At 63.3% G+C, this 11528-nt stretch carries 11 protein-coding genes; 3 read left to right on the forward strand and 8 right to left on the reverse strand.

Features of this window, described 5'->3' with window-relative positions; all coding sequences use genetic code 11:
* Positions 1–653, forward strand: a 653-nt coding sequence (locus tag EN914_RS09300) for an AbrB family transcriptional regulator (protein ID WP_206527193.1), incomplete at its 5' end; no start/stop codon positions are given.
* 7 nt (positions 654–660) lie between these two features.
* Here the strand turns inward: EN914_RS09300 and EN914_RS09305 are convergent.
* Together EN914_RS09305 and EN914_RS09310 are read right to left on the reverse strand one after the other, a co-directional pair.
* Positions 661–1740, reverse strand: coding sequence for a siderophore-interacting protein (locus EN914_RS09305; RefSeq protein ID WP_024504517.1), 1080 nt, complete (start codon positions 1738–1740; stop codon positions 661–663).
* 125 nt (positions 1741–1865) lie between these two features.
* A complete protein-coding gene (locus EN914_RS09310) occupies positions 1866–2750 on the reverse strand; it encodes a LysR family transcriptional regulator (protein WP_013529929.1) in 885 nt (294 codons plus the stop codon).
* 145 nt (positions 2751–2895) lie between these two features.
* Between EN914_RS09310 and EN914_RS09315 the strand changes: the two genes are divergently transcribed.
* Positions 2896–4431: an MFS transporter gene (locus EN914_RS09315; RefSeq protein ID WP_024504516.1), complete on the forward strand. Its 1536-nt coding sequence runs from the start codon at positions 2896–2898 to the stop codon at positions 4429–4431.
* Between the two features lie 23 nt (positions 4432–4454).
* On the opposite strand, the gene EN914_RS09320 is transcribed toward EN914_RS09315, so the two are convergent.
* Together EN914_RS09320 and EN914_RS09325 are read right to left on the reverse strand one after the other, a co-directional pair.
* On the reverse strand, positions 4455–5231 hold the full coding sequence (locus EN914_RS09320; RefSeq protein WP_024504515.1) for an esterase family protein: 777 nt from the start codon (positions 5229–5231) through the stop codon (positions 4455–4457).
* A gap of 4 nt (positions 5232–5235) precedes the next feature.
* Positions 5236–6402 carry an ATP-grasp domain-containing protein gene (locus tag EN914_RS09325; RefSeq protein WP_024504514.1) on the reverse strand — a complete coding sequence of 389 codons (1167 nt, stop codon included), beginning with the start codon at positions 6400–6402 and terminating at the stop codon, positions 5236–5238.
* A 496-nt stretch (positions 6403–6898) separates the two neighbouring features.
* On the opposite strand from EN914_RS09325, the gene EN914_RS09330 reads away from it, so the two are divergent.
* Positions 6899–7261 (forward strand): hypothetical protein, encoded by a 363-nt coding sequence (locus EN914_RS09330; RefSeq protein ID WP_024503424.1) that lies wholly within the window; start codon positions 6899–6901, stop codon positions 7259–7261.
* Here EN914_RS09330 and EN914_RS09335 read toward each other — a convergent pair whose 3' ends face one another.
* The 4 genes from EN914_RS09335 to EN914_RS09350 all read right to left on the reverse strand — a co-directional run.
* Entirely contained in the window at positions 7262–8203 is a 942-nt protein-coding gene (locus EN914_RS09335) for a glyoxylate/hydroxypyruvate reductase A (protein ID WP_024503425.1), read from the reverse strand.
* Positions 8204–8232: 29 nt separating this feature from the next.
* Entirely contained in the window at positions 8233–9864 is a 1632-nt protein-coding gene (locus EN914_RS09340; protein ID WP_013527943.1) for an ABC transporter ATP-binding protein, read from the reverse strand.
* A complete protein-coding gene (locus EN914_RS09345) occupies positions 9861–11006 on the reverse strand; it encodes an ABC transporter permease (RefSeq protein ID WP_024503426.1) in 1146 nt (381 codons plus the stop codon). Before EN914_RS09345 ends, EN914_RS09340 begins: the two co-directional genes overlap by 4 nt.
* Positions 11006–11528, reverse strand: a 523-nt coding sequence (locus tag EN914_RS09350) for an ABC transporter permease subunit (protein ID WP_127389058.1), incomplete at its 5' end; no start/stop codon positions are given. The genes EN914_RS09350 and EN914_RS09345, both read right to left, overlap by 1 nt.

Raw genomic sequence — 11528 nt, forward strand, 5'->3', positions numbered from 1 at the left:
GTGCCTTCGGCGCCGACCAGCGCCTCGTCGCTTTCATGCAATATCTGCGCGTCATCTTCGTCTCGATGACGGCGGCACTCGTTGCCAAGATGTGGGTCGACACGTCTGATGTCGAGATCCCCGCCATCGTCTGGTTTCCGCCGATCGATGCCCAAGCCTTCGCCGCCACCATCGGCATCGCGGTCGTAGGCGGCCTGGGGGGAAAGTTGTGCCGACTGCCCTCGCCCTTCTTCCTCGGCACCTTCATCTTCGGCACCGTCGTCCATCTCGGCTTGGGCGTGGAAATGCAATTGCCGCAATGGCTGCTGGCCGTCAGCTACGCCATGGTCGGCTGGTCGATCGGCCTGAACTTCACAAGGGCGATCCTGCGCCATGCGGCGCGCGCCTTGCCGCAGATCATCGCCTCGATCGTGGGCTTGATCGCCTTTTGCGGCGGCCTTGCCTTCATGATCAGCCATCTCCTGGGCATCGATCCGCTGACCGCCTATCTGGCGACCAGCCCCGGCGGCATGGACAGCATCGCCATCATCGCTGCAGCAGCGCAGAACGTCGACATCTCTTTCGTCATGGCCCTGCAATCAGCACGCTTCCTGATCGTGCTGCTGATCGGCCCGAGCGTTGCGCGGCTGGTGGCGAGAAGCGTCAGGCAATAGGCAGCGGCTAGTCCTCGCCGCCCTCGCCCACGCTGTGCGCGTCCCGGCGCCAGTAGGCCGTAACCAGGTGGCGGTCGCGCGGCAGGCCCCACTGTTTACGCACGATCTTGCGGATCTCCCAGAAGTCACCGAATTCGCAACTGGCCCAGACGTACAGGCCGTCGGCAAGCGCCATCTGATTGCGCTCACGCAAGGCGGTCGACAACAGGCCCGCGGTGCCGGCCTCGCGGCCGTGCCGGTAAAGCCAGGTGATGTCGATATTATCCCCTTGCGCCAGCGCCATCCGGTCGTCCGGCCCATCGATCTCGATCAGCGCCTCAGCGCGTGTTGACGGCGGCAGATCTTCCAGAATCCTGCCTATGGCGGGAAGTGCTGTGTCGTCGCCGAGCAGAAGCAAGGTCTGCGCCACCGGAGCGTCGCCGCCACCGGGTCCGATCATGCCGATGACATCTCCCGCCTGTGCATTTTGCGCGAAGCTGGCGGCGGGCGTCTCCTGGCCGGAGTGCAGCACGAAATCGACATCGAGCCAGCCGCTTGCGGCATCCAGCGCCCGGATCGTGTAGACCCGCACGGCAAGCGCATCGTCGCCCGAAGGCCAGACAATCAAGCCATCGGCACCCATCGACGGCCAGAGCGGCTGGCGGCCAGCCGGCGGCAGCAGCAGCCGTATGTGCAGGCCGCCATGGCTAAACCGGCCGAGATCCTTACCGGCGAAGCGCAGACGCTGCATATGCGCCGAGATCCGCGTCGACGACATCACCGTGATCTCGCGGAAGAAGACCGGCATGCCGGCGTCAATGCCGTCGCCTTGCCAATGGATGCCCCTAGTCGTGCCGAGATGTTCGGCGACATGGCCGGCAACCGTCATCTTCATGTAGGACAGGCAGGTTTCGTCGGACGCCGCGACGCGGATCAGTACGCTTTCATCATCGAGCGTGGCGCTCAACGAACCATAATAGAGGCGAAGCTCCCATTGGTCGGCGACGCCGGTGTCGATCTCGAATTCGCTGTGCTCGGCGCGCAGCCGGTCCATCACCGACCTGATCGCCGCGTCGCTGATCCGGGTTTGCGCGCTCAATTGGTCCATCATTCAAGTCCTTTGCAACAGTTCGGGGCAAGCGCCGCAGCGCCACCGCGGTCAGCGGCATGCCACAGCCGCTCAAGCGCTTCCACACAAACATGACTATCACAGTCATATTATGCGATGAACGCCTAGCGCGCCGCAAGGCGATCGGGAAGGAAATCGACGAACACGCGCACCTTCGGCGACAAATGGCGGTTGGAAGGCCACAGCATCCGGAACTGGCCACGGCCGTCGACATGACCGTCGAGAACGGTACGCAGCCTGTCTTCGTGCAGCGCCTCACGCACCAGGAAATCCGGCATGCAGGCGATGCCGAGGCCGGCGATCGTGGCGCCCTTCAATGCTTCCATGTTGTTGCAGGTCAGCATCGAACGGATCTGCGGTTCAGCGCTTCCGGTTATGAACGGCCACTCCAGCAGCCTGCCGCTGTTGAGGAAGCGGAAGTTTATGCCGAAATGCCTGATGAGATCCGCCGGCTCGCCGGGTGTGCCATGGCGCTCGAGGTAGGAGGGCGCCGCGCACAGCAGCATGCGGAAGGGCGCAACGGGTCTCGACACGAGGCGCGAATCAGGCAGCTCGCCGCTGCGGATCGCGACATCGATGCCCTCGTCGATGACGTCGACGATCCGGTCGTTGAAATCGATGTCGAGTTCGATCTCGGGATAGCGGGCCATGAACTCCGACAGCACCGGCAGCAACAGATGATAGGTGACGATCGGGGTGGATATGCGCAGCCGCCCACGCGGTGTTTCCCGTGTCCGCGACAGCATCGCCTCGGCATCGTCGATGTCGTCGAGGATGCGGCGCACCCGCTCGTTGAACAGCTTGCCCTCTTCCGTCAGGCCAATGCGCCGCGTGCTGCGCTGCAGGAGCCGCACGCCGAGTTCCTGCTCGAGCCGGGCGACACTTTTGCCGACAGCGGAAGCCGAGATGCCAAGCGCCCGTCCGGCAGCGACGAAATTGCCGAATTCGGCGGTGCGGGCAAAGGCCAGGAGCCCGTTGAGACGATCCATCGTGTCATTCCATTCGAGCGTTTCAGTCCGATATACCAGGAAATATAACACTACTCTTCCTGAAATGCCGACGACCTATCTTGTCATCACGACCGGCTCCGCAATCGCGGCCCACCGGCGAGTGCTGTTTCAGATAGGAAAATCCATGACTTCCAGGACCACAACCGGCTCTGCCGAGAGATGGCTCGTGCTCTTGTCCGTGTGCCTTGCCGCGATGACGATGCCATTGACCTTCACCGGTCCGGCCGTCGCTCTGTCGCGCATCGCGGCCGATCTCGGTGGCAGTCCCATCGAGCTCAACTGGGTGACCAACGCCTTCATGCTGACCTTCGGCGCCACCCTGATGGCGTCGGGCGCCCTGGCCGACAACCACGGCCGCAAGCGCCTCTTCCTCGTCGGCCTCTCCCTCTATATCCTGGCATCACTAGGCGCGATGCTGGCGCCGGACATCATCTGGTTCGACATCTTCCGGGCCGTGCAGGGGATCGGCAGTGCGGCCGCCTTCGCTGGCGGCGCCTCGGCACTCGCCCAGGAATTCGAAGGGCCATTGAGGCTGCGCGCCTTCAGCTTCCTCGGCACCAGTTTCGGCATCGGCCTCGCCTTCGGCCCGATCGCGTCGGGCCTGCTCATCTCCGCATTCGGCTGGCGGTCGATCTTTCTTCTGGTTGCGGCACTCGCGATTGCCGCCGCCATGCTCGGCCTGCGCACCATCAGGGAATCGCGCGACCCGGATGCGACGGGCCTCGACTGGGCGGGAGCCGGCACCTTCACGATCGCGCTGGCGTCGCTGACCTATGGCGTGCTCCAGGCGCCGCAGAGCGGCTGGGCTGATCCCCTCGTCGTCACGCTTCTGGCCGCTTCTATCATCTGTTTTGTCGCCTTCGTCGTTGTCGAGCGGCAAGCACAACGGCCGATGCTCGATCTCACGCTGTTTGCCTACCCCCGCTTCGTCGGCGTCCAGTTCCTGGCTGCGGCACCCGCTTACGCCTTCGTCGTCCTGCTCGTCCTGTTGCCGATCCGTTTCATCGGCATCGAAGGGATGAACGAGATCAAGGCCGGGCAATTGATGATCTGCCTCTCAGGTCCGCTGCTGATCCTGCCGATGCTCGCCGGCCAGCTGGCGCGCTGGATCGCACCGGCCACCATCTGCGGCGTCGGCCTACTCGTCGCTGCCGCCGGGCTTGTCTGGCTGAGCCTGACACCACCGGTCGATAGTGCGCTGATGGCGCCGCTGATGCTGATCGGCGTCGGCGTCGCTCTGCCCTGGGGATTGATGGACGGGCTTGCGGTCAGCGTCGTGCCAAGGGAGCGCGCCGGCATGGCGGTCGGCATCTTCAACACCACCCGCGTCGCCTGCGAGGGTGTGGCGCTGGCGATCGTCATGGCGACGCTTTCCGGCTTTGCCGCCGCGCAGCTCGCCGCACAAGGAATGGCATCTTCGACGGACGCAGCGGCGGCAGCCCAGTTGCTGGTGACCGGCAATCTCGGCGAAGCAGCACAACATCTGCCCCAAGCCGGAGCCATTGTTCTGGTCCAGGCCTACGAGACGGCGTTCGACAGGCTGCTGATCGTGTTGGCGGCGATCACCGTCGTCACCGCCCTTGTCGTCTTCCTTGGCCTGCGTCGCGTATCGGCTTCGGAGCGCGAAACCGCCGCCCTGCCGGCATGCCAGGAAGGGTAGCCGTCAGCGGACGGGCCTCGCTATCAATCCAGCCTGTGCATCAGGTCCTCATCCAGCCAACGGCCGAAGAAATAGACCAGTTGCTTGTGCCACCACGGCCAGTCGTGGCTGACATCGCCGCCCCAGTAATCGACCCAGGCGGGAATGGATTTGTCGCGCAGGATCTGTTCCAACCTGCGCGTCTCGACCAGCATCCGCTCTTCCCACGCGCCCTGCCCGCAGCAGAAGATCAGCCTGAGCGTCTTCAGCCGGGCCAGCAGTTTGGGATCGACGATGCCGGGCAGATAGTCGAGCGGCGAGTTGTAGAAAATGTCGCCCTCGAGCGCCCTGCCGAAAAAATCGCGGGCCGAATAGACGCCCGACAGCGCGATGACGCCGCTGGCGAGTTCGGGAAAGCGGAAGACGAAGTTCGAGGAGTGATAGCCGCCCATCGAACAGCCCGAGAACAGCGGCTTCAGCTTGCGCCCGCCATTGGCCTGCTCGGCCGTGGTCAGGAAGTCCGGCAGCGCTTCCTCGCGCACATAGCGGAAATAGGCCTCGTGGCGGGCAATGCGATGGGCCGCGTCGGCATGCTTGTCGAAGAAGGATTCCGAATCGACGCCGTCGACCGTGAACAGCTGGATGCGGCCGGTGTCGATGAATTCGGCCAGTGCGCCCACCCCGCCGGAATCCTCGAACTGGTAGAACCGGCCCTGCGAGGTCGGAAACACCACCACCGGCCGGCCGGCATGGCCGTAGCGCTTGTATTCCATGTCGCGGCCGAGTTGGCTCGAGAAATTCTTATGATAGGAAATGTCCATTGCCTCACGCCTTTTCCGCGTGGATGTACGCGACCGCTTCGCGCAGCGCTGCTTCGTCTTTCGAGCGCATCTGGTAGGCGTAATTTCCCATGGCGCGGCTGAAAACCTCTTCGATGGCCTGATGATGGACGATCTTGTCGCGGTGCGCGGCTAGCACGTCCTCATGGCTGTGCAAATAGTGGAGGCGTCGCTTGCGGCTGGCATAGGCGGTGAAATATTTTCCCTCGTAAGGGCCGCCGGCGGCATCCCTGACCACCATGTCGGCCCACGCCGCATAGACATCGATGTCGAACGTATAGTTGATCGCATCGGTCATCCAGGCGCCGGGCGGGCGCATGTTGACCTCCAGCGCGATGACACGGTCGTCCTTGGTCTCGAACAGCTCGATGTGGAAGAAGCGTTCACGCACGTCGAATGCTTTCAGGATCTTTCGACCGGCCTCCTCGACCGCCGGGTTGATCCTGGGAAAGCAGGTATAGCTCATGTGGCGGTCCTTGTTGACCACCTCCATGACGCTCTGGTCGTAGCGGTGGCTGGCCGCCAGCACCACCTCGCCGTCGCGGTTGACCAGCCCGTCATAGGTCACCACCAGCCCCTCGATGAACTGCTCCATGACGAAGGTCACGTCCTCGGGCTTGTCCCGGAAGAACTGGTCGAGCTCCTTGGCGTTGGAGATCTTGAAGGTATTCGATGCGCCGGAACCGCTGTCGGGCTTGACCACCACCGGATAGCCAACGCGCCGGATGAAGGTCATGGCCCCGGCGCGGTCGGAACATTTGCGCTGCGCGATGGTGTCGACGCCGCTCTTGCGGAAGAAGGCACGCATGCGGCTCTTGCGCTTCAGGTTCTTCACGAAATCGAGCTTGGTGCCGTAGATGTTGAAATCGGTGCGGATGTTGGCTTCCAGCTCCAGCCAGTGTTCGTTGAGCGATTCAAAGCGGTCGATGCGGCCCCACTTGTGGATGAAATGCCCCATTGCCCGGAACACCGGATCGTAGTCCTCCATGTCGGCGACACGGTAGTACTCGCTGAGCGCCGCCTTCAGCTTGGCATCGAGCGCGTCATAGGGCGCGTCGCCGATACCGAGCACCCTGGCCCCGGCCTTCTTCAAACGGTCGCAGAAATCCGCGCCATTGGCGGGAAAATGCGGCGAGAAGAACACGAAATTCATGGACGACCCCTCCCGGCGACTGGACATCGCAACCCGTCGCCCAAGTCTGGCGCATTTGCCGCGCCTGGGGAAGAGCACGCGCGTCGGGGTGCCGCCCGTCTCAACCAGCCGGCAGACAAATCGGACAACTCATCTGCTGCCTAATCCGGACGACTGCTTACGACACGGCCTGCCGAACTCAGCTGAACAAAGGCCTGGCGGCGGCAGTCAGTTCGGCGTGTTGGCAGCTTTTGTGCCGAAAGTTTTTTAATGATAGGAATTTTTTCTTGACTCCCTGCCCTCAGCTATGGTACATTTTCGCCCATGGTGCTGATTTGCGCCAGTGACCCGCCGCACAGGCGGGTTTTTCGTTTGATGCTCCGTCAGCCACGCGCCTGCGGAGGGGCAGCCTCGCCGCCTCGCAAATATTCCTGCTGTGAAAAAGTCCGATTTGCATGCGCGACTGATATTTGCGATCTGCTCGCGTCAGGGCGGGATATCAGGAGGAGCATAGCCGATGCGCTGGAACATGATGATCTTGGCCTCTTGCCTGCTGACCGCCGGCTGTGTCGGCGGCACGTCGATGTCGGAACAGCAGGATGCGAACGTCCAGTCCTCCCTGCAATACGACACCGTGCCGTGCGACCAGTTGCTGGCGCAGCGCAACGGGTTGGCGCAGCAATACAACCTGCCGATCAAGGCCAAGCCGACCTTCTCCAATCCGGCGATGGGCTTCGGCCCGTTCACGCCGGACATGCGCTCGAAGGCCAAGCGCGATACCGACAAGGCGAGCGGTGAGATCGATGCCATGAACCGGTCGATCGATCGACGCGACTGCGGCCAGCCGGAGAAGCAGAAGAAGCTCGCTCTGCCCGGCTAGCTAATACCCCGCCTTGCGGTCCACCAGATTGTCGAGCTTTTCGCCGCGTTCGAAGGCGTCCATCTGGCGCAGCATGATCGGCGCCAGATGCACCGGATCGGAGGTCGCCGCCGCGTGTGGCGTCACGAACACTTTCGGATGCCCCCACAGCGGACTGGTCTTCGGCAGCGGTTCGACCTCGAACACGTCGAGGCTTGCCTCCTTCAACGTGCCGTCATCCAGCGCCCGCAAAATGTCGGCATCCTTCTGCAGGCGGCCACGCCCGGCATTGATCAGCACCGAGCCGCCGAGGCCGTTGCGTTTCCGCAGCTCCTTCAGCACGCCGTAGTTGATGATGCCCCTGGTCTCCGGCGTCAGCGGCAGAAGCACCACCAGGATGTCGGTTGCCTTGAGGAAGGGGATCAATCCAGCTTCGCCGGAATAGGTCGCGACGCCTTGCATGGCCTTGTCGGTGCGCGACCAGCCATTGACGGCAAAGCCGAGCGAGAGCAGCACCGAGGCCGCGGCGCGGCCGAGACTGCCGAGGCCCATGATGCCGACCGAAATGTCACCGGCAGGCCTCTGCTGCGGCTCATGCCAGATCTTCTTCGACTGCTGCGACCGGTAGAGCAGGCCCTGGCGGTGATGGTCGAGCACCCGCCAGACGACATATTCCGTCATGTACTGGGTGAGGTTGTCGGCAACGATTTTGACGATCGGCACGTCGGGCAGGCCGGGATCGGCGAAGATATGGTCGACGCCGGCGCCGATCGAGAAGATGGCGCGCAGATTGGGCAGCGACGCCAGGATGTTCGGCTTCTGCTTCCATACAACGGCATAGGTGATCGAGGGGTCGCTGGCGCCGTCCGGCTCCAGCACCACCTCGCGTTCGGCCGACAGCAGGTCGCGCCAGCGCTGCGGATGAAAGCCGGTGACGGCAAGCAGGATGCGGCCTTTTTCCATTGCGGTCCTTTAGTCCCTCTTTACGCAAATCACTCGCTGACGATGCCGACCGGTGCCGTCTCGATCTTGAAGGCGGCCGAGATCAGCGCCCGAGTATAGTCGGTTTGCGGATTTTCAAAAATCTGCTGGGAAGGGCCGGCTTCGACGATCCTGCCATTGCGCATGACGATGACGTCGTTGGCGAGCGCGCGGATGACTTTCAAATCATGGCTGATGAAGAGATAGGCGAGGTCGTGCTTGGCCTGCAGGCTGCGCAGCAGGTCGACGACCTGCGCCTGCACGCTCATGTCGAGTGCCGATGTCGGCTCGTCCAGCATGACGAAGCGCGGGTTGAGCACCATGGCGCGTGCGATGGCAACGCGCTGGCGCTGGCCACCGGAAAACTCGTGCGGGTAGCGGTTGCGGGTCGCCGGATCGAGCCCAACCTCCTTCAGCACGGCGGCCACCTTGTCGTCGCGCTCGTCGGGCGACAGCTTCGGCTCGTGGATCTTGAGGCCTTCCTCGATGATCTCGGCGATCGACATGCGCGGGCTGAGCGAGCCGAACGGATCCTGGAAGACGATCTGCAATTCGCGCCTGAGCGGCCGCATTGCATTGAAGGACAGCTGGTTGATGTCGCGACCGTTGAACTGGATCATGCCGGTCGACGAGATCATGCGCGCCAGCGCCAAGCCGAGCGTCGTCTTGCCGGAGCCGGATTCGCCGACCACGCCGAGCGTCTGGCCGGCGCGCACGGTGACATCGATGCCGTCCACTGCCTTCACATTGTCGACGGTGCGGCGGAAGAAGCCCTGCTTGATCGGGAACCAGACCTTTATGTCCTTGCCGGTCATGACCGGCTTGGCGTCGGCATTGGCGGCCGGCGGCTTGCCCTTCGGCTCGGCCGCCAGCAGATGCCTTGTGTAGGCATGCTGCGGATTGGCGAAGATCTCCTTGGTCGGGCCGGTCTCGACGATCTTGCCCTTGGTCATCACGCAGACGCGGTCGGCAATCTTGCGCACGATGCCGAGATCATGGGTGATGAACAGCATCGACATGCCCTTGCGGCTCTTCAAGCCGGCCAGCAGTTCGAGGATCTGCGCCTGAACGGTGACGTCGAGCGCCGTCGTCGGCTCGTCGGCGATCAGAAGTTCGGGCTCGTTGGCCAGCGCCATGGCGATCATCACGCGCTGGCGCTGGCCCCCGGACAACTGGTGTGGATAGGCATCGAGGCGCTTGTGCGGATCGCGGATGCCAACCTCGTTGAGCAGGGCCAGCGTGCGCTCCTTGGCGGGGCGGTCGGCCATGCCTTGGTGCAGCTTCAGGATCTCGACGATTTGATGCTCGATCGTGTGCAGCGGATTGAGCGAGGTCATCGGCTCCTGGAAGATCATGGTGATCTTGTTGCCGCGCACCTGCCGCAACTGCTTCTCGCCCATCGCCAGCAGGTCGTTGCCCTGGAACACGATCTTTCCCGAGGGGTGGCTGGCGCTTGGATAGGGCAAAAGCTTCAGCACCGAAAGCGCCGAGACCGATTTGCCGGAGCCGGATTCGCCGACCAGCGCCACCGTCTCGCCCTTGGCGATGTCGAACGAGATGTGGTCGACAGCCGTCGACTGGCCGCCGCCCTGGCTGAAGGCGACGCTGAGGTCCTGTACGCTGAGCAAGGGGGCTTCGCTCATCGGAACGTTTTGCGCGGATCGAAGGCGTCGCGCGTCGCCTCGCCGACGAAGACCAGCAGGGACAGCATCAGCGAGATGACGACGAAGCCGGAAATGCCGAGCCAGGGCGCATTGAGGTTGCGCTGCGCCTGCTTGAGCAATTCGCCGAGCGAGGCGGAGCCGGGCGGCAGGCCAAAGCCGAGGTAGTCGAGCGAGGTCAGCGTCGAGATCGAGCCCGAGAGCAGGAAGGGCATGAAGGTCAATGTCGCCACCATAGCATTGGGCAGCAGGTGCCGGAACATGATGGTGCGGTTGGGCACGCCGAGCGCCCGGGCCGCGTTGACATATTCGAAATTGCGGGCGCGCAGGAACTCGGCCCGCACCACGCCGACCAGCGCCACCCAGGAAAACAGCAGCATCAGGCCGAGCAGGATGAAGAAGCCCGGCGGCAGGATGGCGGCGACGATGAGCAGGAGATAGAGCACCGGGATGGCGGACCAGATCTCGATGAAACGCTGGAACAAGAGATCCGTCCAGCCGCCGAAATAGCCTTGCACGGCGCCGGCCGCGACGCCGATCAAGGCGGAGCCGGCGGTCAGGATCAGGCCGAACAGCACCGAAATGCGGAAGCCGTAGATGACGCGCGCCAGCACGTCGCGGGCCTGGTCGTCGGTGCCGAGCCAATTCCAGTTGCCGACGATGCAGGCGGGGTCGGCAGCACCCTGCGGATACTGGTTGCAGCGTGTCTTGGCGTCATACTGCCACGACGGCCTGGCCGGTGCTGCTTCGGGAATAGCGTTGTTGACCGTCTGATAGGAGTAGCGCACCGGCGGCCAGATCATCCAGCCATTGGCGTTGATCTCGTCCTGGATGACCGGATCGCGATAATCGGTGACGGCATAGAAGCCGCCGAATTTTTCCTCGGGGTAGGCGACCAGCACCGGAAACAGGATTTCGCCCTTGTAGGAAGCGATGATCGGCTTGTCGTTGGCGATGAACTCGGAAAACAGCGACACCACGAACAGGACGAGGAAGATCCACAGCGACCAGTAGCCGCGGCGGTTGGCTTTGAAGTTCTGCAGGCGGCGCTTGTTGAGCGGCGACAGAAACGGCCGCTTGATCCGCGCGGGTGCCGCGTCGACGGGGACTGTAGCCTCCGACATCAAACGTCTCTCCGCTCGAAATCGATGCGCGGATCGACCCAGGTGTAGAGCAGGTCGGACAAGAGGCCGACGAACAGCCCCAGCAGCGAGAAGATGTAGAGATTGGCGAACACCACCGGATAGTCGCGCTCGACCACCGACCGGAAGCCGAGCAGGCCGAGGCCATCGAGGGAGAAGATGTTCTCGATCAGCAGCGAGCCGGTGAAGAAGGCCGAGATGAAGGCGCCGGGAAAACCGGCGATGACGATCAGCATGGCGTTGCGGAAGACGTGGCCGTAGAGCACCTGCCGTTCCGACAGACCCTTGGCCCGCGCCGTCACCACATACTGTTTGCGGATTTCTTCGAGGAACGAGTTCTTGGTCAGCAGCGTCGTGGTGGCGAAGGCCGACAGCACCAGCGCGGTCAGCGGCAATGTCATGTGCCAGAAATAGTCGACGATCTTTCCCCACCACGACAATTGATCCCAATTGTCCGAGGTGAGGCCGCGCAACGGAAACCAGTCCCAGAAAGACCCGCCGGCA

The sequence above is a fragment of the Mesorhizobium sp. M7A.F.Ca.CA.001.08.2.1 genome (assembly GCF_003998455.1).
GTDB lineage: Bacteria > Pseudomonadota > Alphaproteobacteria > Rhizobiales > Rhizobiaceae > Mesorhizobium > Mesorhizobium ciceri.